This is a genomic window from Roseovarius pelagicus (genome assembly GCF_025639885.1).
GTDB classification, from domain to species: Bacteria; Pseudomonadota; Alphaproteobacteria; order Rhodobacterales; family Rhodobacteraceae; genus Roseovarius; species Roseovarius pelagicus.
The window spans coordinates 82,513-108,270 of sequence record NZ_CP106738.1 but is presented as its reverse complement, the minus strand read 5'-3'; the positions used below and the strand labels follow the sequence as shown (position 1 = coordinate 108,270).

Annotated in this window: 29 protein-coding genes and 1 tRNA gene; 14 read left to right on the top strand and 16 right to left on the bottom strand. The window is 60.4% G+C overall.

Annotated features, from left to right (window positions below):
- Window positions 1-50 precede the first annotated feature (50 nt).
- The 6 genes from N7U68_RS01650 to purC all read right to left on the bottom strand — a co-directional run bounded on the left by N7U68_RS01650 (window position 51) and on the right by purC (window position 8,158).
- Window positions 51-2,765 carry a ribonuclease E/G gene (locus N7U68_RS01650; protein ID WP_263048018.1) on the bottom strand — a complete coding sequence of 905 codons (2,715 nt, stop codon included), beginning with the start codon at window positions 2,763-2,765 and terminating at the stop codon, window positions 51-53.
- 492 nt (window positions 2,766-3,257) lie between these two features.
- Window positions 3,258-4,592, bottom strand: a complete 1,335-nt coding sequence (locus tag N7U68_RS01645) for a sigma-54-dependent transcriptional regulator (protein WP_165192462.1) — start codon at window positions 4,590-4,592, stop codon at window positions 3,258-3,260.
- Window positions 4,593-4,621: 29 nt separating this feature from the next.
- Window positions 4,622-6,394, bottom strand: coding sequence for an ATP-binding protein (locus N7U68_RS01640; RefSeq protein WP_263048017.1), 1,773 nt, complete (start codon window positions 6,392-6,394; stop codon window positions 4,622-4,624).
- A 74-nt stretch (window positions 6,395-6,468) separates the two neighbouring features.
- A complete protein-coding gene (purQ, locus tag N7U68_RS01635; RefSeq protein WP_263048016.1) occupies window positions 6,469-7,137 on the bottom strand; it encodes a phosphoribosylformylglycinamidine synthase subunit PurQ in 669 nt (222 codons plus the stop codon).
- Window positions 7,137-7,376 (bottom strand): phosphoribosylformylglycinamidine synthase subunit PurS, encoded by a 240-nt coding sequence (purS, locus tag N7U68_RS01630; protein WP_165192465.1) that lies wholly within the window; start codon window positions 7,374-7,376, stop codon window positions 7,137-7,139. Before purS ends, purQ begins: the two co-directional genes overlap by 1 nt.
- Before the next feature lie 20 nt (window positions 7,377-7,396).
- The gene (purC, locus tag N7U68_RS01625) at window positions 7,397-8,158 is read right to left on the bottom strand and encodes a phosphoribosylaminoimidazolesuccinocarboxamide synthase (protein ID WP_165197620.1); all 762 of its coding nucleotides are present in this window, start codon (window positions 8,156-8,158) and stop codon (window positions 7,397-7,399) included.
- 267 nt (window positions 8,159-8,425) lie between these two features.
- Here purC and N7U68_RS01620 point away from each other — a divergent pair, with 267 nt between their 5' ends.
- The 5 genes from N7U68_RS01620 to N7U68_RS01600 all read left to right on the top strand — a co-directional run bounded on the left by N7U68_RS01620 (window position 8,426) and on the right by N7U68_RS01600 (window position 11,545).
- Complete coding sequence (locus N7U68_RS01620; RefSeq protein WP_263048015.1) at window positions 8,426-9,157, top strand: extracellular solute-binding protein; 732 nt, start codon at window positions 8,426-8,428, stop codon at window positions 9,155-9,157.
- A gap of 118 nt (window positions 9,158-9,275) precedes the next feature.
- Complete coding sequence (locus tag N7U68_RS21020; protein WP_373322948.1) at window positions 9,276-9,500, top strand: hypothetical protein; 225 nt, start codon at window positions 9,276-9,278, stop codon at window positions 9,498-9,500.
- 238 nt (window positions 9,501-9,738) lie between these two features.
- Window positions 9,739-10,053 carry a DUF1476 domain-containing protein gene (locus N7U68_RS01610; protein ID WP_165192467.1) on the top strand — a complete coding sequence of 105 codons (315 nt, stop codon included), beginning with the start codon at window positions 9,739-9,741 and terminating at the stop codon, window positions 10,051-10,053.
- A gap of 161 nt (window positions 10,054-10,214) precedes the next feature.
- Window positions 10,215-11,225: a betaine--homocysteine S-methyltransferase gene (gene bmt / locus N7U68_RS01605; RefSeq protein WP_263048013.1), complete on the top strand. Its 1,011-nt coding sequence runs from the start codon at window positions 10,215-10,217 to the stop codon at window positions 11,223-11,225.
- A 62-nt stretch (window positions 11,226-11,287) separates the two neighbouring features.
- Complete coding sequence (locus N7U68_RS01600) at window positions 11,288-11,545, top strand: methionine synthase (RefSeq protein ID WP_165192469.1); 258 nt, start codon at window positions 11,288-11,290, stop codon at window positions 11,543-11,545.
- On the opposite strand, the gene N7U68_RS01595 is transcribed toward N7U68_RS01600, so the two are convergent.
- A complete protein-coding gene (locus N7U68_RS01595; RefSeq protein WP_263048012.1) occupies window positions 11,527-12,627 on the bottom strand; it encodes a PA0069 family radical SAM protein in 1,101 nt (366 codons plus the stop codon). The two genes, N7U68_RS01600 and N7U68_RS01595, sit on opposite strands and share 19 nt — an antisense overlap.
- A 233-nt stretch (window positions 12,628-12,860) precedes the next feature.
- Here N7U68_RS01595 and N7U68_RS01590 point away from each other — a divergent pair, with 233 nt between their 5' ends.
- The 4 genes from N7U68_RS01590 to N7U68_RS01575 all read left to right on the top strand — a co-directional run bounded on the left by N7U68_RS01590 (window position 12,861) and on the right by N7U68_RS01575 (window position 14,833).
- On the top strand, window positions 12,861-13,565 hold the full coding sequence (locus tag N7U68_RS01590; protein ID WP_165192471.1) for a cobalamin B12-binding domain-containing protein: 705 nt from the start codon (window positions 12,861-12,863) through the stop codon (window positions 13,563-13,565).
- Between the two features lie 97 nt (window positions 13,566-13,662).
- A complete protein-coding gene (locus tag N7U68_RS01585; RefSeq protein WP_263048011.1) occupies window positions 13,663-13,878 on the top strand; it encodes a hypothetical protein in 216 nt (71 codons plus the stop codon).
- 3 nt (window positions 13,879-13,881) lie between these two features.
- The gene (locus N7U68_RS01580; RefSeq protein WP_263048010.1) at window positions 13,882-14,205 is read left to right on the top strand and encodes a YbjQ family protein; all 324 of its coding nucleotides are present in this window, start codon (window positions 13,882-13,884) and stop codon (window positions 14,203-14,205) included.
- A complete protein-coding gene (locus N7U68_RS01575; RefSeq protein ID WP_263048009.1) occupies window positions 14,192-14,833 on the top strand; it encodes a DUF1638 domain-containing protein in 642 nt (213 codons plus the stop codon). The genes N7U68_RS01580 and N7U68_RS01575 overlap by 14 nt, the downstream gene beginning before the upstream one ends.
- Before the next feature lie 102 nt (window positions 14,834-14,935).
- On the opposite strand, the gene N7U68_RS01570 is transcribed toward N7U68_RS01575, so the two are convergent.
- Window positions 14,936-15,346 carry a SufE family protein gene (locus N7U68_RS01570; RefSeq protein WP_165192475.1) on the bottom strand — a complete coding sequence of 137 codons (411 nt, stop codon included), beginning with the start codon at window positions 15,344-15,346 and terminating at the stop codon, window positions 14,936-14,938.
- A gap of 143 nt (window positions 15,347-15,489) precedes the next feature.
- Here N7U68_RS01570 and N7U68_RS01565 point away from each other — a divergent pair, with 143 nt between their 5' ends.
- Window positions 15,490-16,032, top strand: coding sequence for a hypothetical protein (locus N7U68_RS01565; RefSeq protein WP_263048008.1), 543 nt, complete (start codon window positions 15,490-15,492; stop codon window positions 16,030-16,032).
- 49 nt (window positions 16,033-16,081) lie between these two features.
- On the opposite strand, the gene rnd is transcribed toward N7U68_RS01565, so the two are convergent.
- The 3 genes from rnd to purM all read right to left on the bottom strand — a co-directional run bounded on the left by rnd (window position 16,082) and on the right by purM (window position 19,000).
- Window positions 16,082-17,239, bottom strand: coding sequence for a ribonuclease D (rnd, locus tag N7U68_RS01560; protein ID WP_263048007.1), 1,158 nt, complete (start codon window positions 17,237-17,239; stop codon window positions 16,082-16,084).
- A 121-nt stretch (window positions 17,240-17,360) separates the two neighbouring features.
- Window positions 17,361-17,954 carry a phosphoribosylglycinamide formyltransferase gene (purN, locus tag N7U68_RS01555; protein ID WP_165192478.1) on the bottom strand — a complete coding sequence of 198 codons (594 nt, stop codon included), beginning with the start codon at window positions 17,952-17,954 and terminating at the stop codon, window positions 17,361-17,363.
- A complete protein-coding gene (gene purM / locus N7U68_RS01550; protein ID WP_263048006.1) occupies window positions 17,951-19,000 on the bottom strand; it encodes a phosphoribosylformylglycinamidine cyclo-ligase in 1,050 nt (349 codons plus the stop codon). Before purM ends, purN begins: the two co-directional genes overlap by 4 nt.
- Window positions 19,001-19,104: 104 nt before the next feature.
- Here purM and N7U68_RS01545 point away from each other — a divergent pair.
- Window positions 19,105-19,181, top strand: a tRNA-Ile gene (locus N7U68_RS01545).
- Window positions 19,182-19,511: 330 nt separating this feature from the next.
- Here N7U68_RS01545 and N7U68_RS01540 read toward each other — a convergent pair.
- The 3 genes from N7U68_RS01540 to N7U68_RS01530 form a co-directional block, all read right to left on the bottom strand.
- The gene (locus N7U68_RS01540; protein WP_165192480.1) at window positions 19,512-19,883 is read right to left on the bottom strand and encodes a hypothetical protein; all 372 of its coding nucleotides are present in this window, start codon (window positions 19,881-19,883) and stop codon (window positions 19,512-19,514) included.
- A 150-nt stretch (window positions 19,884-20,033) separates the two neighbouring features.
- On the bottom strand, window positions 20,034-20,198 hold the full coding sequence (locus N7U68_RS01535) for a hypothetical protein (RefSeq protein ID WP_263048005.1): 165 nt from the start codon (window positions 20,196-20,198) through the stop codon (window positions 20,034-20,036).
- A complete protein-coding gene (locus N7U68_RS01530; protein WP_263048004.1) occupies window positions 20,182-20,511 on the bottom strand; it encodes a hypothetical protein in 330 nt (109 codons plus the stop codon). The genes N7U68_RS01535 and N7U68_RS01530 overlap by 17 nt, the downstream gene beginning before the upstream one ends.
- Before the next feature lie 220 nt (window positions 20,512-20,731).
- On the opposite strand from N7U68_RS01530, the gene N7U68_RS01525 reads away from it, so the two are divergent.
- Complete coding sequence (locus N7U68_RS01525; protein WP_263048003.1) at window positions 20,732-21,112, top strand: hypothetical protein; 381 nt, start codon at window positions 20,732-20,734, stop codon at window positions 21,110-21,112.
- 30 nt (window positions 21,113-21,142) lie between these two features.
- Here N7U68_RS01525 and N7U68_RS01520 read toward each other — a convergent pair whose 3' ends face one another.
- Entirely contained in the window at window positions 21,143-21,499 is a 357-nt protein-coding gene (locus N7U68_RS01520; RefSeq protein ID WP_263048002.1) for a cupin domain-containing protein, read from the bottom strand.
- A 208-nt stretch (window positions 21,500-21,707) separates the two neighbouring features.
- Between N7U68_RS01520 and N7U68_RS01515 the strand changes: the two genes are divergently transcribed.
- Both N7U68_RS01515 and N7U68_RS01510 read left to right on the top strand, forming a co-directional pair.
- Entirely contained in the window at window positions 21,708-23,255 is a 1,548-nt protein-coding gene (locus tag N7U68_RS01515) for a trimethylamine methyltransferase family protein (RefSeq protein ID WP_263048001.1), read from the top strand.
- A gap of 30 nt (window positions 23,256-23,285) precedes the next feature.
- Window positions 23,286-23,936: a TetR/AcrR family transcriptional regulator gene (locus tag N7U68_RS01510; protein WP_263048000.1), complete on the top strand. Its 651-nt coding sequence runs from the start codon at window positions 23,286-23,288 to the stop codon at window positions 23,934-23,936.
- A gap of 81 nt (window positions 23,937-24,017) precedes the next feature.
- On the opposite strand, the gene ade is transcribed toward N7U68_RS01510, so the two are convergent.
- Complete coding sequence (gene ade / locus N7U68_RS01505; RefSeq protein ID WP_165192484.1) at window positions 24,018-25,712, bottom strand: adenine deaminase; 1,695 nt, start codon at window positions 25,710-25,712, stop codon at window positions 24,018-24,020.
- Window positions 25,713-25,758 lie beyond the last annotated feature (46 nt).

The following is a 25,758-nucleotide window of genomic DNA, read 5'->3' as shown; positions in this document are numbered from 1 at the left end:
AACGCCTCAGACAGTCATCTCGTTAAGAGACTGGCCTAACCACCCCGCAGTCAGCGGCCCAGTGACCACCATCCCTTGCGCTTGGGTTTGTCTTCCTGCGGTTCAGGCTCTGGTGCAGGAGGTGCCACAGGCTCTTTCATCACGGCGGTTTCGGCCTCTTGTTCAACAACCGGCTCAATAGCCTGCTGCGCCGCAGGTTCCGCTGCCGGTGTGGGCTCTGCCACCGGCGCAGGTTCAGGCGTAGCTTCGTCAGTAGCCGCAGCATCGGCGGCGATGTCTGACTTCTTGGCTCGCGGTTTGCGGGTGCGCTTTGGTTTGGGCGCTTCTTCCGGCGTATCGGCAGCAGCATTGTCACCCGTTGCAGCCGCGTCAGCCGTCGCTTCTGCCTCTACATCAGCCTTCTTGACGCGCGGTTTACGCGTGCGCTTCGGTTTGGGCTTCTCGGCCTCTTCACCAGCAGGGTCCGCCGATTCTTTGGCGTCGGATTGCGCAGTCTTCTTCTCATCAGAATCCGGCTTGGTGTCTGGCGCGGCATCGGCGTTGATTGCGTCATCATTGCCGTCGTTGCCATTCTCGTTATCGCCACCATTCTCGTCATCGTTGCGATTCTTGCCACCGCGGCTACGGCTGCGACGCCGACGACGGCGCTTTTTCGGCTTGTCGTCACCGCCCTCCGTATCGGTGTCGGCCCTTGGCGCCTCGTCCGGATCGGCGTCCTGCGTTCCGCTCTCATCAATATCGGCCATCAAAGAACTGTCCACCGATACCACCGGTGCAGTGACTTCGGGCACGGCGCGGGTGGCGGTCTTGAACTTCTCCAACGTGAAATCAGGGCTGATCAGGCTCGGATCGCCCTCGATCCGCACCGACAGACCATAGCGCGCCTCAATTTGCGCGACATGTTCGCGCTTTTGGTTCATCAGGAAGTTTGCGATCCCCACCGGTGCACGCACCAGCACTTCGCGCGAGCGGCGACGTACGCCTTCTTCCTCGATCTGACGCAAAATACTCAGCGCCAGATTGTCGTCTGACCGGATCAATCCGGTGCCGTGGCACGATGGGCACGGCTGCGTCGTCGCCTCGATCATGCCGGGGCGCAGACGCTGGCGGCTCATCTCCATCAAGCCAAAGCCCGAGATGCGGCTGACCTGAATACGCGCCCGGTCGGTCTTCAGCTTGTCTTTCATCCGCTTTTCGACGGCGGCGTTGTTCTTGCGCTCGTCCATGTCGATAAAGTCGATGACAATCAGACCCGCCAGATCGCGCAGACGCAACTGACGCGCCACCTCTTCGGCGGCCTCAAGGTTGGTCTTGGTCGCGGTATCCTCGATCGAGCCTTCCTTGGTGGCCCGACCAGAGTTGACGTCGATGGCGACCAGCGCCTCGGTCACGCCGATCACGATATAACCACCCGATTTCAGCTGAACCGTCGGGTTGAACATCGAATTCAGATAGGATTCCACCTGAAAGCGCGCAAAGAGCGGCATCGTATCCGCGTAATGGCGCACGTTCTTGGCGTGGGACGGCATGATCATCTTCATAAAGTCTTTGGCGATGCGGTAGCCGCGTTCGCCTTCGACCAGAACCTCGTCGATCTCGCGATTATAGAGATCGCGAATCGAGCGTTTGATCAGGTCGCCCTCTTCATAGATCTTGGCCGGCGCGATGGATTTCAGCGTCAGTTCGCGAATTTGCTCCCACAGACGTTGCAGATACTCATAGTCGCGTTTGATTTCGGATTTGGTCCGCTTGGCACCCGCCGTGCGCACGATCAGACCCGCGCCCTGTGGCACGTCGATCTCGTTGGCGATCTCTTTCAGCTTCTTGCGGTCCGGCGCGTTCGTAATTTTGCGGCTGATACCACCCCCGCGCGCCGTGTTCGGCATCAACACACAGTAACGACCGGCCAGCGACAGATACGTGGTCAGGGCAGCGCCTTTGTTTCCGCGCTCTTCCTTGACGACCTGCACCAGCAGGATCTGGCGCACCTTGATGACTTCTTGAATCTTATAGCGTTTGGGACGCGGCTTGCGCGGCGGGCGGATGTCGTCTTGATCGTCTTCGTCGGCGACAACCTCGATGCTGGAATCCTTGCGCGACGCGCGGGTTTTGCTGTCTTTGTCACCGTCACTGTCACCGTCAGCATCACCTTCGGCGTCATCCTCGACGCCGTCTTGGTTTGCGTCGGCATGATCATCGCCACCGGTCGCATCAGGCGTTTCGGCAGTTGCCGCGTCTGCTTCAGGCTCTTCGACCGGCGTCTCGGCAACCCGCTCCATGGGCGAGCTGCCCTCTTCGCTATCGCCAAGGTCAATCGTCTCCATCCCAGAAATCGCGTCCTCGGCCACTTCGGCAGTCTGCACCGCGTCGTCGCTCTGGGTTTTCTCCGCTTTGGAGTCAGTTTTGGAACGCCCTCGCCCACCGCGCGACCGGCGCTTGGGTTTGTTGTCTTCGTCGTCAGACTTCATCGCCTCGGCATAGGCGCGTTCTTCCTCCATCAGCGCCTCGCGGTCGGCGACGGGGATTTGGTAATAATCGGGGTGAATTTCCGAGAACGCGAGGAACCCGTGACGATTTCCGCCATAGTCGACAAACGCCGCCTGAAGCGACGGTTCGACCCGCGTTACCTTGGCGAGGTAGATATTGCCAGCAAGCTGGCGTTTATTCTCGGATTCGAAATCGAATTCCTCGACCTTGTTTCCGTCAACCACCACAACGCGGGTCTCTTCCGCGTGGGTGGCGTCAATAAGCATTTTCTTAGCCATGTTTTCCGTGTGCACCCGGGCGGGCCGGATTGCCCCGGTGGGGCATCGGATCGCAAGGGGTGTCTGATAAGGGCGATCCGCTGCAGGCAAGACGACAGGCGGGCGCCGGTATCGGCCCCGCTCAATCTGTGTACCTCTGTCGCGCGCGTCATCGCGGTTCTTCTCCGGCACCTCGACTGAGATGCCCATTCAGGACCGGGCAGTCCCGCGTTTCGGGTGCCTGGCGTGTATGTGATCCCGCATAACGGGATCCAATCGGTCTGCTCAGATCCACCGGAAGCGTATCCTGGAAATGTCTGAAGCAGCGAAACTCAAGGGACTGCACCAATGGGCGCAATATCCTGTATCTACCCTAATGGTTGCGGCGAGTGAATGACAATGGGCAAAATGCTTGGATCAGTGACTTGCACCGCGAACGCATACCCCTGACACCCGTCGGCTGACACTGACGCAGGCATCCTGATCACGCCAGATCCAAGCGATTTTAAACCCTTACAGATAATCTGATCGCTGCAATCCGTACTTGGCCATTTTCTCGTTCAGGGTCCGACGCGGCAGGCACAGCTCCTCCATCACGGCGGCGATGCTACCCTTGTGGCGGCGCATGGTGTTGTCGATCAGCATCCGCTCGAACGCCTCAACATATTCCTTCAATGGCTTGCCTTCGGTGGTCATCACCGGCTGCATATCCTGATGATCGCTCATTAGCAGCGATACGATGGTGCCCGACCCGCGACGCGATTGCAGCACCGCGCGTTCTGCCACGTTAAAGAGCTGGCGAACATTGCCGGGCCACGGTGCTTGCAACAGCTGTGCGGCCTCTTGCGCGCTGACCTGCGGCGGCTCACAGCCGTAATCATCCGCGAACTGGTCGGCAAACCGGGTAAACAGCGTCAGAATGTCCTCGCCACGCTGGCGCAGTGGCGGCACGGTGATACGCAGGCTGGCCAGACGATAAAACAGGTCCGACCGCAGCGCGTCCTCGGATGTCTTACCCTCGTCCTGAAGGTTCGAGATCGCCACGATCCGCGTTTCGGGCGGCGTGCCTTCGTCATTGAGGTAGGTCAATAACCGTGCTTGCGCGCTGTCGCTGAGTGCCTCAATATCCTCGACCACCAATGTCCCGCCGCGCGCCTCCTCTACAGCAGGTAGCCGGGTATCCTCGGGGTTCATCGGACCAAAGAGCCGTTTGAGCAGCGCCTCTTCCTCGTGGGCGGCACAAGATACCAGAACGAACTTTTTGCCCGCACGCGCGCCGACCGCATGCAGCGCATGTGCCACCAACGTCTTGCCCGTGCCGGTTTCCCCGTCGATCAAAACATGGCCGTCCGCCTGCCCCAGATCGAGAATGTCCTCTTTCAGACGTTCCATCACCGGGCTGGAGCCGATCAACTTTTTCATCAGCTGCGTGCCATCGCTCAACTCGCGTCGCAACGCCCGGTTGTCCAACGTCAGACGCCGTGCATTGGTGGCCTTCTTGGCCAGCTCGGTCATGCGGTCCGGGTTAAACGGCTTCTCCAGAAAATCATAGGCCCCGACGCGCATTGCCTCGACCGCCATCGGCACATCGCCATGCCCGGTGATCATGATGACCGGCAGCGAACTGTCGGCCCCCATCAGCTTTTTCAGGAATTGCATGCCGTCCATTCCCGGCATCTTGATATCGCTGACCACAATGCCGGGATAATCCGGCCCCAGCTTTTTCAGCGCATCCTCTGCGGATGAGAATGTCTCAGTGTCATAGCCCGACAGCGCCAGCCATTGGCTGATCGACTGACGCATGTCTTTCTCATCATCAACGATGGCGATCTTCATGGCATTGGCCATGGGCGTCCCTCCGCTCTTGTGGCGCGCCGTTACTCGGCGGCCCGTGTTTCTTCCGGTGACTCTTCGTTCAAGATAGGCAGTTGCACTTCAAATACAGCCCCCCCCGCCACGGCATTGCGCGCCGTCAACCGTCCGCCAAGGTCGTTCACGATCCCTGATGAAATGGCAAGCCCCAGCCCAACCCCGTCGCCGGGTTGCTTGGTGGTGTAGAACGGCTCGAACAGGTTATCGATATCGTCGATCCCGTGCCCGTTGTCGCGCAGCGATAGCGTCGCGGTGTCACCTGCCGCCAGCACAATATCAATCTGCGCATTCTCAACGCCCTCTGTCGCATCCAGCGCGTTGCGCAGGAGGTTGACCATCACCTGTTCGATCCGGACCCGATCCCCCATTACCATCACAGGCGCATCGGGCAGTGCGCGTTCGATGATCACCCGCCGCTGGCGCAGTTGCGGCTCCATCATCGCCAATGCAGAAGCTAATGAATCGCCCATATTTACTGGCTCGAACGTGTCGCCTGAATGGCGCGCATAGGATTTCAGCTGCTTGGTGATCGCGCCCATCCGTTCGATCAGATCATCAATCCGCTGGAACGATGAAAGCGCCTCGTCCGGTCGGTTGCGGTTCAACAGCAGACGCGCGCCCGCCAGATAGGTCTTCATCGCGGCCAGCGGCTGATTCAACTCGTGACTGACCGCGGCGGACATCTCTCCCAACGCGGCCAGTTTGGAACTTTGGGCAAGGGTCTGTTCGGCCACGGCGAGGTTCTCCTGCACGCGCTCACGCTCGGCGATTTCCCGCTGTAGCCGCCTGTTCAATGCGCGAAGCTCTGCCGACTCGCGTTGAAACAACGCCATGCGCACCGCTGTCTTGCGGTTCATAAAATAGAACGCCAGCGCCAGTAGAATCGCGAAACCCATGATTTCGAGCGCCAGGAACCCGTTCACCTTCTCGCGCACGCTGCCGTAAGATGTGAAGCTGGCAATGCGCCATCCACGAAACGCCACGCGCCCCTCGACCCGCATCACCGCCTCGCCCTGCAGATAGGCATCCGCAGGCAATTGGGTCCAGTCCGCTGTGGCTTGTATAGCGCGTTCCATGGCACTGGTGACAGGTTCGCGCCGCAATGCCGCCGCCTCGCTCAATCCGCGCCAACGCGGCTCTGTCGACAGGATGATGTTGCCCTCGCTGTCGGTGACGACGACCGCATCGGATATGCCTGCCCATGCGCGCTCGTACTTGGCCAGATCGACCTCGACCAAAATCACACCGACCAGCCCGCCCTGACTCTCGATCCGGCGCGAATAAAAGAAGTCAAACTTGCCCGTTTCACGCTGGATCAGCTTGAAAACAGTGTCTTTCGACCGGATCGCGTCGATGTAGTACGACGCCTGTCGGTGGTTTTTGCCAAGTGAGTTTCGATCCGTGGACGCCACCGTGCGTCCGTCTTTGTCCAGCAATGTCAGCGAGGCCGCGCTGATCTCATCCACGAATGAGATCAACCGTTGCGTCGATAGCTGGTAGTCGCCTGAATTCAGAGCTGAAATCAGCGCCGGGTCTCGCGCCAACAGTTGCGGTACAATGGCGTTCTGGCGCAACTCGCTCAGCAAGTTGCCCGAATACAGCACCAGTCGCAGCTCTGCCCGGTTGCGGGTATTTTGTGTAAAGCGATCCGTCAGCAACCGGTTGGTCACATAGACCGTCGCGATCGCCATCACGGTCATCAGCAACAACGCCAATCGCACCCGCCAGCCGGTGGTACGTGTGGGTTTGGTTCTGGTGGAGACGGATTGTTCTCTCATCTGACCAAGGTACGCCCGGGCGTGCCGCTGCTCAAGTGGTTAGCCATGTAACCGCAGGTTGGCAGCGCGCTGCCTTACGCGTCAGCCAACTGCCCCACCAGACCGCTGAACATCGCCGCGCCATCGGTTCCGCCATGGGCCGCCTCTGCCATCCGCTCGGGATGTGGCATCATTCCCAGCACCCGCCGGTTTGCGGACAGGATACCGGCGATATCCTCAGCCGATCCATTGGGGTTGTCGGTATAGCGGAACGCGACGCGATCCTCGGCATTGAGCGCGCGCAGCGTGTCGGCATCAGCGTGATAATTGCCATCATGGTGCGCAATCGGCACCGTGATCGTGTCGCCTGCGCCATACCCGGAGGTAAAGGCGCTGGCCGCCGTCTCGACTCGCAGGCCAACCGGCTTGCATACATATTTCAGCGCCGCATTGCGCAGCAGAACACCCGGCAGAAGCCCGGTTTCGGTCAATATCTGAAACCCGTTGCAAACGCCCAGCACATAGCCGCCCTTGTCTGCATGGGCCACGACCGACCGGCAAATCGGCGAATTGGCGGCAATCGCGCCACAACGCAGATAATCGCCAAAGGAAAACCCGCCCGGCACACCGATCAGGTCGACCCCGTCCGGCAGGCTGGTATCCTTGTGCCAGACCATCGACACGCGCGCCCCTGCCCGTTCCAGCGCAACGGCCAGATCGCGGTCACAGTTCGATCCGGGAAAAACGATGACGGCCGCATGCATCAGGCGATCTCCACCGAGTAGCTTTCGATCACGGTATTCGCCAGCAGCTTCTCGCACATCGCGTTTACGCTCTCGCGGGCCTTTTCGGCGTCGGTCTCATTCAGGTCCAGTTCGATCACCTTGCCCTGACGCACGGCGTCAACGCCATCAAACCCCAGCGATCCCAGTGCATGACGCACCGCCTCGCCCTGTGGGTCCAGAACCCCGTTCTTCAACATGATATGCACGCGCGCTTTCATGGCAGGCCTCTTTCGCAGAATTAGTTAATAAGTGTCGGGCGTGCCATCGGCGTCGCCCCCTTGGGCAGCACACCCAGACGCTTGGCCACTTCCGTATAGGCGTCCGTCAGGCTGCCCAGATCACGGCGGAACACATCCTTGTCCAGCTTTTGACCTGTCTCGATATCCCACAGACGACAGCTGTCGGGGCTGATTTCGTCGGCGACGATCAGACGCTGGAAATCACCGTCATAGACACGGCCGATCTCGATCTTGAAATCGATCAGCTTGATCCCGACGCCGTACATGACACCGGCCAGAAAATCATTCACCCGCAGTGCAAGGCTCAGCATGTCGTCCAGATCCTGCTGGCTGGCCCAGCCGAACGCGGCGATATGTTCTTCTGTGACCAACGGATCACCCAGCGCGTCGTCCTTCAGGCAGTATTCGACGATCGGGCGTGGCAGTTGCGTACCTTCGTCCATGCCCAGACGTTTGGCCATCGTACCTGCGGCATAATTGCGCACGATCACTTCCAGCGGAATAATCTCGCAGGCGCGCACCAGTTGTTCACGCATATTGAGACGCTTCATGAAATGCGTCGGAACACCGATATTGCCCAATCCGGTCATGAAATATTCGCTGAGGATGTTGTTCAACACCCCCTTACCCTCGATCACCGCCTTCTTCTCAGCGTTGAACGCGGTGGCGTCATCCTTGAAATATTGGACAATCGTGCCCGGCTCGGGCCCTTCATAGAGGGTCTTGGCCTTGCCTTCATAAATCTTCTTGCGACGCGCCATGATTTCTCCATCCGCAGGCAGGGGCACGAGGTCCGGGGCCGAAGCCCTTTCGTGCATGGCGCTCTCTTAGTCTATGGACGGGTTTGCCGCAAGCGCGTGTACCATGCCCGCAATCTTGCCTGTCGGATGGCAGCCCGACAGGCTTGCAGTCGAAATTGGTATGCCGAACCGGGTGGAATTTACCTTTTTCAAAATACCAATTGCTGATCTTCTTCTTTCAGGGGCGAAACACCGCCCCAACATCCAAACCCAATAGGAGAAGACATTATGCGACCCGCACTGCGCGCTCTATTGATCGGGACGACAGCTGCCTTCGTCTCGAGTTCCGCCTCGGCCGAAACGCTGCGCCTGCTCACTTGGGGCAGCTACGCCCCTGAAGAAGTGATCCAGAAATTCACGGAAAAGTATCCCGACATCGATGTAGAGGTGACCTTTTCCAACAACGAAGAGATGATCGCCAAACTGCGGGCAACCGGCGGTGCCGGATTCGATCTGGCCCAGCCGGGCTTTAACAGGGTGGCTGCCGCTCAGGAAGAATTCGACATTTACAAGCCGATCGACCTGTCCCGCATCGACACCAGCGTGATGGACCAGACCATGCTCGAGCGGGTCAAGGCCGATACGACAATCGACGGAGAAGCCTATTCTGTTCCACATCAATGGGGCACGTCTGGCATTATGGCCGATGTCAGCAAGGCGCCGGACATCAGCGGCTGGGGCGATCTGTGCAACGAGGAATACGCTGGACGCACATCCATGCGGTTGCGCCGGACGATCCTGATCGGAACAGCATTCTCTATGGGGTTCGACCCGTTCTCGCTCTATGGCGATCTCGAGGCCTACGAGGACATGCTGGACAAGGTCTCGGATAAACTGATCGACTGCAAAAGCGTCGTTAAAACCTACTGGACCGGTGGCGACGATCTCGCAGCACTCATCCTCTCGGAAGAAGTGGTGGCGTCTGAGACATGGGATCTCGACCGCCTACAAACTCTATGACAAGAATCCGAACATTCACTTTATTGCGCCGGAAACCGGCGCCCTGGGTTGGATCGATGGGTTCTCTCTGCCGCGTCTCGGCAAGGCAGACGATGCCGCGTATAAGTGGATCAACTTCGTGCTTCAGCCCGAGATCGTGACACTTATGTCCGACAGCAGCGGGGCGGTGGCTGCCGTAAAGAATGGCATCCAGTTATTGCCCGATGACAAGCGTGCAGCGGTAGAGCTGGCTTTCGGCGAAGAGGAAATCAAGAACATAAAATGGGCCGCGCGCATTCAGCCAGGGGTCGAGGATCTTGAGGGAATGGCGCTCGCCCGGATCAAGGCCGCCACGGGCGAATAAGCCTGTAACACTGCCGGTAGGCATTTAACGGACCATCCTCCCGCACATTGTACCACTGTGTCGCGGGGGGATACATAACTTGCGGCGCATATCGCCGCCATAATGGGTTCCCCTCTATCCGCGCCTGCCCTTATGCCGCGCTTCAGACAGCCGCATCTGTTCGTGGGTCTTGCGATCAGCCGCAGCGATAGGCATATCAGAGCCATACAGTAACGCCAGTAACCGAGGGATCTGATCCATGACCACATTCGACGACCGCGAAAATGCATTCGAAAACAAATACGCCCATGACGAGGCAATGAATTTCAAGGCCGAAGCGCGCCGCAACAAGCTGTTGGGCCTTTGGGCTGCCGACCTGATGGGCAAATCCGAGGACGAGGCACTGGCCTACGCCAAGGAAGTCATCAAGGCCGACTTTGAAGAGGCCGGATCAGAGGACGTCGTACGCAAGGTCGCGGGCGATCTGGGCGACAAGGCCGATCCCGACACGATCCGCGCCAAGATGGCGGAACTACTGGCCGAGGCCAAAGCGCAGATTATGAAAGAACTCTGATCGCGCGACACTGCGATTCCCGTCAGACCGGGCGGCAGCGTGAACCTGCTGCCGCCTGAGCAGACTCATCAACATGATGAGCAATATGCATTTGCACGCCTACCGGCGAAATGACACAACACCGCCATTGCTAATCAGGCATTACTGATCTGGAGGGTCTTATGACCAACGCGCTTTCCCGCATGCTCGCCTCGCGTGAATGGATACTTGCCGACGGGGCCACCGGCACCAACCTCTTTAACATGGGGCTAGAGGCAGGCGAGGCGCCCGAGATGTGGAATGACTGGCACCCTGACCGGATCACCAAACTCTACCAGATGGCAGTAGACGCGGGCAGCGATCTGTTCCTGACCAACTCTTTCGGCGGCAACGCGGCCCGCCTGAAATTGCACGGCGCACAAAAACGCGCGCGCGAACTGTCCCGCATCTCTGCCGAGCTGGGCCGCGAAGTGGCCGATAAAACAGATCGCGACATCATCGTTGCCGGGTCGGTCGGCCCCACCGGCGAAATCATGGCGCCTATGGGTCCGTTGACCCACGAATTGGCCGTCGAGATATTTCACGAACAGGCCGAAGGACTGAAAGAGGGTGGCGCCGACGTCGCATGGCTGGAAACCATTTCCGCCCCCGAAGAATACAAAGCCGCCGCCGAGGCCTTTAAACTGGCCGATATGCCGTGGTGCGGCACAATGAGCTTTGACACAGCCGGGCGCACGATGATGGGGCTGACCTCGTCCGATATGGCCGACATGGTCGAAACGCTGGATAACACGCCGCTGGCCTACGGGGCAAACTGCGGGGTCGGTGCATCTGACCTGTTGCGCACGGTTCTGGGTTTCGTGGCCCAAGGTACCGAGCGCCCGATCATCGCCAAGGGCAATGCCGGGATCCCCAAATACGTCGATGGCCATATTCATTACGATGGCACGCCCGACCTGATGGCAGACTATGCCTGCCTTGCACGCGACGCGGGCGCCACCATCATCGGCGGTTGCTGCGGGACCATGCCCGAACATCTGTCGAAAATGCGCGCCGCACTGGAAGAACGTCCCAGAGGCGAGCGCCCGACACTGGATCAGATCACCGCAGCAATGGGCGCGTTTTCCTCTGCCGTGGACGGCACCGGCGACGACAATCCCGAACCATCCCGTCGCTCGCGCCGTCGCCGCTAACCGCCGCACCGCCCCTGTAAGGGCGCGCGCCCCCTCAAGACGAAATCCTGAGGCCCTGCCCCATGCGCCGCATATCTCGCGTCATCCTGATAATCATCGCCGGCGTCGGTGCGATCAGCTGGCCGATTTTCTATATCTGGGTGATGGGGATGGCCTGTGCCTTTGGCAGCCCCAACACCTCGTCCTGCAGAACCCGCCTGCCGTGGGAGCTTCGCGGAGAGGACCTTGATTGGTTGGTACTGCGCCCCGGCGCATTGCTGCTGGCGGTGCTGCTGGCCATCTACCTCCTGCGCCCGCGCCCTCAGAACAACGCCAGCTGATCGCCCTTCTGCGCGGGTGCCCGAAACAGGTCAGTGCGCAGCGCAGGCAGCGCCCGGTCCAGCCCCAGCCGTCGCACGGCAACGTCAAATCGCCGCGCAACCATTTCTGCATAAGGGCCCGTGCCCCGCATCCGCTGCCCCCATCTGGCGTCGTAATCCTTGCCGCCATGCATGTCGCGCACATGGCCCATAACCCGCCCCGCCCGATCTGGATAATGCTCCGCCAGCCATTCCTTGAACAGCGGCGCAACCTCCAATGGCAACCGCAGCATGATCCAGCTTGCGGCCACCGCCCCGGCATCGCGCCCGGCCGCCAGCATCGCCTCCATCTCGTGATCGGTCAGTCCGGGGATTAGCGGTGATGTCATGATCCTGACCGGGATGCCCGCATCGCTTAGCGCGGCAATGGTCGCCAGACGGCGCTTGGGGCTTGGTGCGCGCGGCTCCAGCCGACGCGACAGAACCGGATCCAGCGTCGTGACAGAAATCCCGACACGCACCAACCCGTCCCGCGCCATGTTCTGTAGAATATCAATATCGCGCTCTACCAGCGTCCCTTTTGTGACGATACCGACCGGATGCCGGAAGTCGCGCAATACCTTCAGCACCCCGCGCGTCACTTCATGGGTTTTCTCGATCGGCTGGTAAGGATCGGTATTGGTTCCGATGGCAATGGTACGCGGTGTATAGGCCCGATGACGCAATTCGTCGCGCAGTAGCATCGGGGCATCGGGCCGTGCCACCAGACGCGTTTCGAAATCCAGACCCGCCGACAGGCCCAGCCACGCATGGCTCGGGCGCGCGAAACAATAGATGCACCCATGCTCGCACCCCCTATAGGGATTGATCGACCGATCAAACGGCAGGTCAGGCGACCGATTATAGGTAATGACCCTGCGCGGCACCTCCAGCGTCGTCTGTGTACGCAACATCCGTGCCGGGTCCGCACCACCACCGCCCGGCTCTGCCCATCCATCAACCTCGTAGCGACGGCTGAACCTCTCGTACCGGCCAACCGCATTACTGACCGCTCCGCGGCCCGCGCGCTTTTGGTCTAGAGGGATCGTTGCATGATGAGTCATGCTCCCACTATAGAACAAAAAGAGAACATACGCAATCGCGGCATAATCATCATGATGATTTTTCAGACACGTCGGCACGATTCGTCATTATCGCACACGCAAATGAACGCTATACGTCGGAACAGACGCGGCCAGTGTCGCATTTCGCAAAGTGCCTGTGACGCAAAAGTACCAAAGCTGACGCAGAGATTATTTGGCCCGAAATTGGCCCACAAACTAAGGGGATAGCATCCATGTCGCAAGAAGATGACGACATCATCCTGTCGGAACTGGACGACGAGGAACTGGTCCAGCAGATGTTCGACGACCTTTATGACGGTCTCAAGGAAGAGATCGAAGAAGGCGTCAATATCCTTCTGGAACGCGGCTGGGCCCCTTATGACATTCTGACCAAGGCACTGGTTGGCGGCATGACAATCGTCGGCAAGGACTTCCGCGATGGTATCCTTTTCGTCCCCGAAGTGCTGCTGGCGGCCAATGCGATGAAGGGCGGCATGTTCATCCTCAAGCCACTTCTGGCCGAAACCGGTGCACCGCGCGTCGGCAAGATGGTCATCGGAACGGTCAAGGGCGACATTCACGACATCGGCAAGAACCTTGTCTCTATGATGATGGAAGGTGCCGGTTTTGAAGTGGTGGATCTGGGCATCAACAACCCGGTCGAGAACTATCTTGAGGCGCTGGAGTCCGAAGGCCCCGATATCCTCGGCATGTCCGCCCTGCTGACCACGACGATGCCCTACATGAAAGTCGTTATCGACACGATGATCGAACAGGGCATTCGCGACGATTACATCGTCCTCGTGGGTGGCGCGCCGCTGAACGAGGAATTCGGCAAGGCCATCGGCGCTGATGCCTATTGCCGCGACGCCGCCGTGGCGGTGGAAACCGCCAAGGAGTTCGTGTCGCGCAAACATAATCAGGGCGCAACGGGCTAGGGCCCGCCAACCCCTACGATCTCAATGGCCCCGCCCTTCCGGCGGGGCTTTTTTATGCGCCGTGCAGGCCTATCTCTATAAGAGGAAGGAAATGCCCATGCCATTGGATAAATTCGTTCTGATCCTCGTCTGTGTGGTCGCCGCTGCCGGGGCAACCGTCTGGATTGCCGTTTTGCTGGCCGCCGCCTTCGAACTGCCTTTTGGCTGGCTCGGCCTGATCCCCGCCGCGTTGGTCGGCTACGTGGTCTTTCGCGTGATCTCTGAACGGGTCGGCAATACCGAGGATGACCATTATGACAACATGGACAACTGAACGATGCTGATTGTGACCACCCCCGACATTGCCGGACGCACCATCACCGAAACCCTCGGCCTTGCCCGCGGACCGACTGTGCGCGCCAAACATCTGGGCACCGACATCGTCGCGTCGCTCAAGAACCTCGTTGGCGGCGAGGTGCGCGGCTATTCCTCTCTCATGGCAGGCGCGCGCGAACAGGCGCTGGACCGCATGGCGGACGCGGCACAGCGCATGGGCGCCGACGCGGTCGTAGCTGTCCGCATGGAAACCTCTGCGATCGCCAGTGGCGCGTCCGAGATCGTGGCATACGGAACGGCGGTAAAGCTTGATGCACCAGTTTGACGACCAAATCCTGACCGAGGACGGGCTGGCCCCTACCGCGCCACGCGGACGCATCCTGCTGATCGCCTGCGGTGCATTGGCCCGCGAAATTCTGGCCCTCATTCGCCTGAACGGCTGGGACCACATGACACTGACCTGCCTGCCGGCCAAATACCACCTCTACCCCGACAAGATCACCGAGGCCGTCGAGGCGGCGGTCAGTGAACACCGCGAAAAATTCGATCAGATTTTTGTGGTCTACGCCGATTGCGGCACTGGTGGCTTACTGGCAGCGAAATGCGCCGAACTCGGGGTCGAGATGGTCGCCGGCCCGCATTGCTACTCGTTTTTCGAGGGCAACGACGCCTTTGCCGAACATGATGACGAGATCACCGCCTTCTACCTCACCGATTTTCTGGTCAAACAATTCGACGCTTTCGTGTGGAAACCGATGGGTCTGGACCGTTATCCGCAACTGCTGGAAATGGTATTCGGCAACTATACCAAGCTGGTCTATCAGGCCCAGACCGACGACCCGGCCCTGCGCGCCAAGGCCGAAGATTGCGCCGCGCGGCTGGGGCTGGACTACGAATATCGCTTCACCGGCTATGGCGATCTGGCGACGACGCTGACCAAACAGGCCCGGTAGGCCCTTCTTCTTGCTGAAAATATCCCGGGGTGAGGGGCTGGCCCCTCTTCCCCCGTCTCTTCATAGGGGCCCCGGAAAATTCGCCGAATTTTCTCGCGCGTCTCAGACGTGCTCGCCCGCGACCAGCCTGATCCGCTCGATCATCGCGCGCAATCCGTTCGAGCGTTGCGCCGACAGGTGATCGTTCAGCCCCAGCCGCGCCAGCTCTCCCCCGGCGTCAACACGGACCACATCCCCCACCGGCAACCCGTTGTAGAGCATACGCAGCACTGCAATCAGTCCGCGCACGATCATCGCATCACTGTCCCCATCGAACGAAAACACACCCGCCTCCACCCGCGGATGCAACCAGACCTGACTGGCACAACCATCGACCTTGGTGGCAGGCACCTTCAGCGCATCCTCCAGCGGATCCATAGCGCGGCCCTGTTCGATCACATGGCGATAACGGTCCTCCCAATCTTCCAGAAATTCAAAGTCCTCGACGATCTCTTCAAAATCGGGCTGCGCCATCTTGCTACCTTTTTACATGCTCTCGGCCCCAGACGTAGGGTTCACCGCGCAAAAGGTCCAGCCCGACCGCGCCCATACCTTGCGCGCCCCTGCCCTGTCAGGATAGGGTCCGCCGCGTATAGGCCAAGTGCAAGGACCGGGACATGCAACGACGCGCGCTACTATTGATGCTGGGATCAACCACGGCACTTGCCGCCTGTGGCCGCGGTGTCCGCGACAGCAACTGGAACCCCGGCAACTGGTTCGGCAGAAGCCGGGTAGAGCGTCGCGCCGCCCGCGCAGCCGCGTCCGAAACGCCCCAAGAGGTGAACCCGCTGATCCCCGAGCAGCGCGACAGCATCTTTCGCCGTAAATCCGACGAGGAAAAATATGCCGGCACCCCGATCCATACAGTGACCGATCTCGTCATTGAACGCTCGTCCGGCGGCGCAATCGTGCGTGCCACCGGCGTGTCAATGCGTCAGGGGGCCTTTGACGTACGGCTAAAGTCGCAAAACGACGGCGAGCCGCAAAACGGTGTGATGACCTACATGCTGGAGGCGGTTCAGCCAACTAACCTGCCACAAGGCACACAGCGCAGCCGCACGGTGAATGCCGCCATCTTCATCTCGGATCAGACTCTGAACGAAGTGCGCACCATCCGCGTGGCCGGATTGACCAACGCCCGCACCAGCGCACGCCGTTGACCCCCCGCGCAGACGTGCCCCGGCGTTGCTCCGGGGCACCGGGCGCGTCCTAGACAGCCACCGTCTCGATTGCGCTGCCCTTGACGCGCAACGCGATCTCGCCCGCACATAGCCGCAATGCCTCGTCGCCGAACACTTCGCGACGCCAGCCCTTCAATGCCACGGCGTCGCGATGCCCGGCTGCGATTGCATCCAGATCCGACGCCGTGGCGATCAACTTGGACGCCACGCCTTCGCGGTCGGAAATGCCTTTGAGCAAGACCCGCAACAGATCGGCGATCGCTGGGTTGACCTGCATCTTGTCGCGGCTGGTATCCGGCTTGGGTTGGTGCTCGGGCGGCACCGCTATCCCTGCGGCCACTGCCGCCAGTATGCCCTCGGCGATATCCCCCTTGCGGGCCTCGCGCAGCAGCAACCGAGAGCGCCCCAGATCCTGCACGCTGGCGGGCTTGGTCGCGGCCAGTTCCACCAGTGCATCATCCTTGAACACACGGTTGCGCGGGATGTCCCGTGCTTGGGCATGGGCCTCGCGGAACCGGGCCAATTCGCGCACGATGGCCAGAAACTTGCCCGAATTATTGCGCGTCTTGATCCGCATCCACGCGTCCTCGGGGCGGGTCACATACGTGGCCGGATCGTTGAGCACAGCCATCTCTTCTGCCACCCATTTATCGCGCCCGCTCTTTTCCAGCTGCTTGGCAAGGTATTCATAGATCTTGCGCAGATGCGTCACATCCCCCAGCGCATATGTCTTCTGCGCATCCGACAATGGCCGCCGCGACCAGTCGGTAAAGCGCGAGGATTTGTCCAGCTGCTGCTTGGCAATGCGCCGCACCAAGGTCTCGTATCCTGCCTGCTCGCCAAAGCCACAGACCATCGCCGCCACCTGCGTGTCAAAGAGCGGCGAGGGGATCAGCCCCGCATCAACAAAGAATATCTCCAGATCCTGCCGCGCGGCGTGAAACACCTTGACCACCGCCTCATCGCGAAACAGCTCGTATAACGGCTCCAGCGACAGGCCTTCTGCCAGTGGATCGACCAGAACCGCATTCTCGTCGCCCTCGCCCGGCATCGCCAACTGCACAAGACACAGTTTGGAATAATAGGTTCGCTCACGCAGGAATTCGGTGTCGACGGTCACGTAGGGGTACCCGGCGGCCTCTTTGCAAAAAGCGGCCAGCGCGTCGGTGGTGGTGAGTGTTTGCATGGGGTGATCGTTTCTTTGTTGTTATCGGCTCTGCGGCCCCCAGAGGCCCTCCGTATAAGGTAGCGCGCGGCGAATGAAAATGGCTAGGTGGTTTGCGCAACACGCACGAGCATCCCCACCCCTATTCAAGGAGAATCGGCGTCCGATCCCCTGCCGCGAACCGGCGCAGCGCCGCCGGATAGAGCTGATGCTCCATCTCCAGCACCCGTGCGGCCAATGCTTCCGGCGTGTCACCGTCCAGCACAGGCACCCGCGCCTGCCCCAAAATCGGCCCGTCATCCAGTGCTGCCGTCACCTCATGGACAGTGCAACCTGCCTCGGTCTCGCCCGCCTCCAGCGCCCGCGCATGGGTGTGCAGGCCACGATACTTTGGCAGGAGCGACGGGTGGATATTGATCATCCGGCCCTGCCAACGGCTGACAAAACCTTCGGTCAGTACCCGCATGAATCCTGCCAGACAGATGATGTCCGGGGCATATCCTGAGATCACCGTATGCAGCGCGTTCTCGAACTGGCCGCGGTCTCCCTTGAACGGCCGGTGATCCAGCACCTCGGTCGCGATCCCCATCTCTGCCGCGCGCGCCAGTCCGCCCGCATCGGCGCTATTGGCCAGCACCAGACAGGGCCGGGCAGGATGATCGCCTGTCATGCTGCGCACAAGGCTGACCATGTTGGACCCGCCGCCCGAAATCAGGATGGCAACCCGTTTGCTCACGCAAGCGCGCCTGAATAGTCCACACCAGCGCCCTCGACTACCTCGCCCAGACGCGTGACGCTCTCACCGCCCGCCTCCAGCAATGTGATCAGCCCCTCGGCCGCGCCCGCATCCACCACCAGAATCATGCCGATCCCGCAGTTGAACGTCTTGAGCATCTCGGCCTCGGCCATGCCGCCAGTCTCGCCCAGCCATTGGAACACACCCGGCAAGGTCCAACTGCCCAGATCAATCTGCGCGCCCAGCCCCTCAGGCAACACGCGCGGCAGGTTTTCCGTCAATCCACCGCCGGTGATATGCGCCAAACCATGCACGCCCCCCGCACGGATCGCGGCCAATGCCGCCCGCACGTATAGCCGTGTCGGCGTCAGCAATTCGGCGCCCAGCGTGCCCGCAGCGCCCCAGGGGCAATCCGCGTCCCAGCCAAGGCCCGAAACCGCCACCAGCTTGCGCACAAGGCTATAGCCGTTCGAATGAACCCCGTCGCTGGCCAGTCCCAGCAGGATATCGCCCGCCACCACCCCGTCAGGCAGGCTGGCACCGCGCTCCATCGCGCCGACGGCAAAACCCGCCAGATCGAAATCGCCACCGTCATACATGCCCGGCATTTCGGCTGTCTCGCCGCCTATCAGCGCCGCCCCCGAGCGTACGCAACCCTCTGCGATACCCTCGATGACCTGCGCCGCCTGTTCCATCTCCAGCTTGCCCGTGGCAAAGTAATCGAGGAAAAACAGCGGCTCGGCCCCCTGACACACCAGATCGTTGACGCACATCGCGACCAGATCAATGCCCACACCCTCGACATGGTCGGTGTCGATTGCGATGCGCAGCTTGGTGCCCACCCCATCGGTTGCCGCCACCAGCACCGGATCGTCGTATCCCGCAGCCTTGAGGTCGAACAGGGCACCAAAGCCCCCCAGCCCCGACATCACGCCGGATCGGTTGGTCCGCTTGGCGGCGGGCTTGATCCGGTCCACCAGCGCATTGCCCGCGTCTATATCCACGCCCGCATCGGCGTAGGTGATCCCGTTTTTCTTGTCGGTCATGGCAGCACTCCCAAGGTTGGCGACGGGTTAGACCATCCCTGCGCGCCGCGCAATCTCGAAAGCCTTGACGTTGCCCGCGCCCCTGCGTACCAAGCCGCTCAGGCGGGCCTGTAGCTCAACTGGTTAGAGCAGAGCGCTCATAACGCTTTGGTTGGGGGTTCAAGTCCCTCCGGGCCTACCACGCCGAAACTAAGATATTACTTTTGCATAAATAATTGCGCGCACTCGCCCCCCTGCATGCAAAGGGGTTGCCAAAACGCTATCGCCGCTGTAAACGACCCGTATGAACATGCAACGATCATCCAGTCTCTGACTCATTTCAGGTGAGTGAACCTAGCGGGTGCTAGGGTGCGACTGCTAATCGTTTCGTTCTTTTTCAAAGAATGTGGATCGAGACCACCGCTCACCGCCATTACGGATGGTCTCGCTGCGTGGGCGGCAAACGGCCTTGAAAACCGTGACGACACCGAAAGGTTGGGGGTTCGACTCCTCGGCCATCCGCCACTCCCCCCTAAGGATTGCCAAACTTCTGGCCGCTGCCGGTCACGTGATCCCACCACTTGTAGTTTCCAGTGCCATCGCAGACAGAAAAGCTCCAGTAGCTCGGCACGACCTTACCCGGGGCGATATTCCTACTGCTGTAACAGGTCCAGGTTCCGTCTTTGCGCTCCAGGCATACTTTCAGGTCAATCCGCCGGTTCCCGGATGCATTCCGCATTTTTACCGCAAAACTATCGGCGCTATTGCAACTGCCGCCCCATTTGTGGCTGTGATAGTCGGCCAACTGGGCATCACCAGCCGCCGCCCCAGAAGCACATTGAATAGCGAAGAAAAGTGCCGCAGCACCGAAAATTCGGTGCAGTGTGAAATTTGAAAAAGTCATGAATCGCCTGCTTTTGAAATAATGAACTGTCAATATTCAATAGCTTAGCTGTCACAACGACACTCGGTCAAACGAATTACAGCTTGGGTATGTTATTAATGCAGAACACCTATCGGTAGACACGCGGCGCCCGCTCCCATGCTCTGGTTCTCAGGGATCGGCATCCTGCAACCCAAAGGTCAAACCAAAGCTTATCACCGCATCCGCAGTTCCCCCATCACCGGGGAAAACCTGAACAAACGCGTTGCCATAGCGCGCGCGCATACCCGCCAACGGGATCACGTCGCCCGCATGCACATCAGAATCGACGGCCATCGCCGGGATACAGAGCCAGCCCACCGGTCAACGCGATCTGCGCCGTGCCGCGTTCATAGAGGGGCAATCCGGCCATCACGGCCGCCGCCCCGCGCCCATAACTGTTGCGAAACCCGCCCACGGTCCAGTCCACGCGCTCCCCCTCCCAAGTCAGGAACGCACCGGGATTGACCTCGTCAAAGTTGGTGCTGGCGTTGACGTGATGCGAACCCAGCAGGATCGACACCCGGTCCTGCGCGGCGACAGGAAGCGCCCCAATGTTAACCAATGCGAACGCCACAGCGCCCCGCAACATGCTGGGAAAATTCGTCATCTGTCCTGCCTCTTCATTCTTTTGCCCAAGATACCCACGAATGGCGTGCGTCAAAACGGCCAATCTGTGGCTTTTGCAAGGTTTCCCATCAGGTGAGTCTGAAAGGTCGCAGGTGGTGCCTGAGCCGGCACTTTGACCGAAAACAATCAGCCCGAATCCGGAACACCTGCCGCGACACACCGTTGACCTGTCACATTCCACAAATTGGAAAGGACATCCCATGGCCGCCAAGACGCCGAAAAATCGCGACAATCGCGACATTCCAGATAACGAAATACCACCACATGACCCTCGGACGGATGATGTCGTGACACCTGAACAGCGAGATGACATGACCCGGCATCCCCCCGCCGCATCCCGCACGACCGACGCAGAAGCCGGCGCTCAGATCGACCCGAGCGGCCCGCCCGCCGCATCCACCGGGGCACGCCCCGACACGGAGCGCGAAGTGCGCGCCGGCCCGGGTGACGCTGGTGCCTCGGACGCACCCCGCCCACTGGATCAAAGTCCGGCAGACCGCCGTCGTGCAACGTCCGCGCAATGGATTTTCGGGGCCGGAGCCGTGCTGGCACTGATCCTGCTCATCGCACTGGTCTTGTGAAACGCCAACGACGCTGAGGTGCGCGCAGCCTTATGAGGCGCTGATGACGTAGAGCTTGCGCATATGCTCATGGATTACCCACTCGCCCGTCCAGCCCTGCGGTAGCACCAACAGGTCGCCCGGACCGATATCGCGGCTGCGCGACCCGTCGGCATTGCTGACCGTCGCGCGGCCCGAAATGATGTGGCAGTATTCGCCGCCCTTGGTGCGATCCGCGGTAAAATGCCCCGGTGTGCACTCCCATACCCCGATGGACGTGCGTCCATCCGCCGAGGACCATAGCCCCTTGGCAGCTTCGTTCTGCCCGTCAGTCAGTGTTGTTGGCTTCGGCTTGAATTCGCCTATCTCGATTGCGGACAGATCGCCAAATGTCTCTAGATCAACCATAATTACCCCTCTCTCATTCGCTGTGTCATCCGCCTATTAGCATCCTTCGGCCACCTGACACAGGCCCAAATTCCCAACGCGAACCCGTAACCAAAACCCTGCGGTGCCCGCCCCGCCCAACAGGCCGCCAGTATGTTCTTTCCACACTGTACACATGTGTCTAGCATCTGCAGCAGAATCACCTCGCGCTTTATAGGGAGAGGCGGCAATGACCCTCGACACTTCCCCCAAACGCCGCGGGCGGCGCGCAAAACACGCCGATGCCGACGCAGCGCCGACCCGCAAGGTCGACTACCGCACTCTGCGCAACCCTTTCCCATTGATGAGCGTCTTTTCCGAGGACCGGATCGAGGCGATGCACAATACCGCACTCGATGTGCTTGAACGATTGGGGATAAAGGTCCTGTTGCCCGAGGCGCGTGCGCTTTTCCGGGCGGGTGGTGCGCGTGTCAATGACAGCACAGAGATGGTCCATATCGGGCGCGACATGGTCAAGGCCGCGCTTGCCATTGCACCGCGTCGGATCGACTGCCGCGCCGGTGCGCGCGACCGGGACATCACACTGGAACTGGGTAATCTGATTTTTCAGCCCGGTGCAGGCGCGCCCCATGCCACCGACCTGTCCCGTGGCCGGCGGCCCGGAGATGCAAAATCCTATGTCGAACTGACCCAATTGACCCAGCATTTCGACGTTCTGCACATGGTTCCCCCGCTGATCGAACCGCAGGATATTCCACTGAACCTGCGGCACTACTTCACCATGCAGACCCAGATGACCCAGACGGATAAGCTGCCGTTTGTGTACGCACGCGGCACACCGCAAGTGCAGCAAAGCTTTGAATTGTTGCGCGACTTCAGAGGCCTGACAGATGATGAATTTCACAGCGCACCCCATTGTTATACAATCATAAACACCAATTCACCCCGTCAGATTGATACACCGATGGCCCAAGGTCTGATTGACTTTGCCCGCGCCCGACAGGTCAGCATTGTCACCCCGTTCACGTTGATGGGCGCGATGGGACCGATCACCGTCGCGGGCGCGATCACGCTCAGCCATGCCGAAGCATTGGCCGCGATCACCCTGACGCAACTGGCCCAGCCCGGCGCGCCAGTGTGTTACGGCACGTTCACCTCGAACGTTGATATGAAATCAGGGGCCCCCGCCTTTGGCACCCCTGAACATTTTCAGGCGTCTGTGGCAGCGGGCCAACTGGCGCGCAGGATTGGCCTGCCGTGGCGCGGAGCCTCTGGATCGGCGGCCAACATCAACGACGCGCAGGCCGCGAACGAAACCCAGTTCGGCAGTTGGGGCTGCTTGCTGGCAGGCGCCACCGTCATCGTGCATGCTGCGGGCTGGATCGAGGGCGGGCTGACTGTCAGCTATGAAAAGCTGATCACCGATATGGAAGTGTTGCAAATGGTGGCAGAGCTTTGCGCCGGGGTCAGCGCCACCGACGCCGATATCGGCCTTTCGGCGCTGGAAGAAGTGCAACCCGGCGGACATTTCTTTGGCGCGCAGCACACTTTGGAACGCTACCAGAGCGAATTTTACGAGCCGCTCATCGGCGACTGGTCGAATTTCGGCACATGGACAGAACGCGGCGCGCAGGATGCCAATGCCCGTGCCACGCACAAATGGCAGGAGATTCTGGCAGGGTTCAGACCTCCCGCCATCAACCCCGATCGTGCCGCAGCCCTCAATGACGCCATCGTGCGCGGTACAGAGGCGGGCGGCGCGCTACCCGAAAGTTGAGCCAACCCACCGGACTGATGAAAGACAAACGTGACAAACCCGACAGATAACACCCCTAAGCACTCTCCGGGCGGTAACGTCAAGGCCACCCGCGACGACTGGTTGAGCATGGCGATGGACGTGCTCATCAGCGACGGTGTCAGCCACGTCAAAATTCTGGGATTAGGCCAACGGCTGGGCGTATCTCGATCCAGTTTCTACTGGTATTTCAATACGCGGCAGGATCTTCTTGATGCACTTCTCGAAGTTTGGGAAAGCACCAACACCGGCATTGTCCTGCGCCACGCCGCGATGCCCTCGGACACGATCACGCAGGCGGTTTGTCTGCTGTTTCGCGCCTTCATCAACCCCGCACTCTTTAATCACAAACTTGATTTTGCCGTGCGCGAATGGGCCCGCCGTGATACCGCTATTCGCCGCGTCATCGAGAACACCGACGCCACCCGCCATGCGGCAATTGCCGCGATGTTCGCGCGCCACGGCTATAGCAATTACGAGGCCGATGTGCGGGCCAGGATCCTATATTATCAACAGATTGGTTATTACGCTCTGGACCTGCAAGAACCTGCCGCTGACCGGATCGAGCGGACCGAAGGCTATCTGCTGGGCTTCACCGGCGTCGTCCCGTCCGCCCCAGAGGTAGAGGCGGCCATCGCCTATGCCAAAACACACATGACGTAATTTTACCTCGCTATCCTTAGCGCGCATTGAGATTGGAGTCGCACGAAAGGCCCGATAGCAGGCCACCCGCCCTGCGGGCTCCTAGCCGATGATCTCGAACCGGGTCACATCCACCATGCCCCGGTCGGTGATCTTCAAGGCCGGAATGACCGGCAACGCAAGAAAGGCCAGTTGCAGGAACGGCTCGTGCAGTTCCACCCCGAGGCTGACCGCCGCATCGCGCAACTCTACCAGCCGGTCGCGCACGTCCTCGAACGGTGCAAGGCTCATCAGCCCGGCCACCGGCAGCGCCAGTTCGGCCAGCACCCGCCCGCCCTGCGCCACGACGAAACCACCCTCGATCTCGCCCAGCCGGTTGGCCGCCAGCGCCATATCGGCATAATCCACGCCCACGCAGGCAATGTTGTGATGGTCGTGACACACGGTCGAGGCAATGGCCCCGCTCTTCAGGCCAAAGCCACGGACGAAACCAGTAGCGATATTGCCGTTCTTGCCATGCCGCTCGACCACGGCGATACGCGCCAGATCGCGGGCCGGGTCCGGGCGCTTGTCTCCGTCCTCGATCGCGATCTGTTCTTTTAGATGCTCCGTGATGATCCTGCCCTCGACAATACCGATCACATCGGTGTCCTCGCGGTTGGCCTTGGCCCGGAAATGCGCTGCCTCCAGCCGTGGGGCTTTGACTGAATTCCGCCCGATAGGCTCCAACGTCCCGCGCGCATCAAAGGCGCGCGCGTCGACCCGCTGCCCGGCGCAAAACACCGCTTGCACATCGCACGCCTCTAGACTGCCGACCGCGACGATATCAGCGCGCTGACCCGGGGCGATCATGCCACGATCCTTCAGCCCGAATGCCTCTGCCGCCGACAAGGACGCCGCGCGATAGGCGGCCAAGGGCGACGTGCCCAGCGAAATCAGCGTGCGGATCATGTAATCCAGATGCCCTTGCTCCGCGATGTCCAACGGGTTTCGATCATCGGTACACAGACACATGTAAGGCGCAGTGCGCTCGTTCAGCAGCGGCTGCAAGGCATTCAGGTCCTTGGACACCGATCCCTCGCGGATCAGCACCCGCATCCCCTTGCGAAGCTTTTCCAGCGCCTCCTCGGCTGTGGTCGCCTCATGCTCGGTACGGATGCCCGCCGCGATATAGGCGTTCAGGTCCCGCCCTGTCAGTTGCGGGCAATGCCCGTCAACATGCCCGCCCGCGAACAGCGCCAGCTTGGCCATCGCGCCCGGATCGCGATGGATCACACCGGGATAATTCATAAACTCCGCCAGCCCGATGCCCGACGCATGACCCATCAGTGGTGCCAGATCCGCCGCGTCGATCCGCGCGCCTGCGGTTTCCATCTCGGTCGATGGCACACAGGAACTGAGCTGCACCCGAATATCCATCACCGTGCGCTCGCTTGCTGCCTGAAACCAGCGGATGCCGTCCGGGCCGATCACATTGGCAATCTCGTGTGGGTCGCAGATCGCTGTTGTTACCCCGTGCGGCGCCACGCAGCGGTCGAACTCGAAAGGTGTGACAAGGCTGCTCTCGATATGCAGATGCGTGTCGATGAATCCCGGCACCAGCGTCAGGCCGGAAACGTCGATCACCTCTCGTCCGTCATAAGTATCGCAGATACCCACCACCTGATCGCCGCAGATCGCCACATCACCAGTCAGCATCTCGCCGGTCACCAGATCGAACATCCGCCCGCCGCGCAGCACCAGATCGGCAGGCATGTCGCCCCTGCCTTGCGCGATACGGGTCTCAAGATCGGCCATAGTATGCTCCTGTCAGGTGCGATGCGATACAACCATCCTAAGGGAC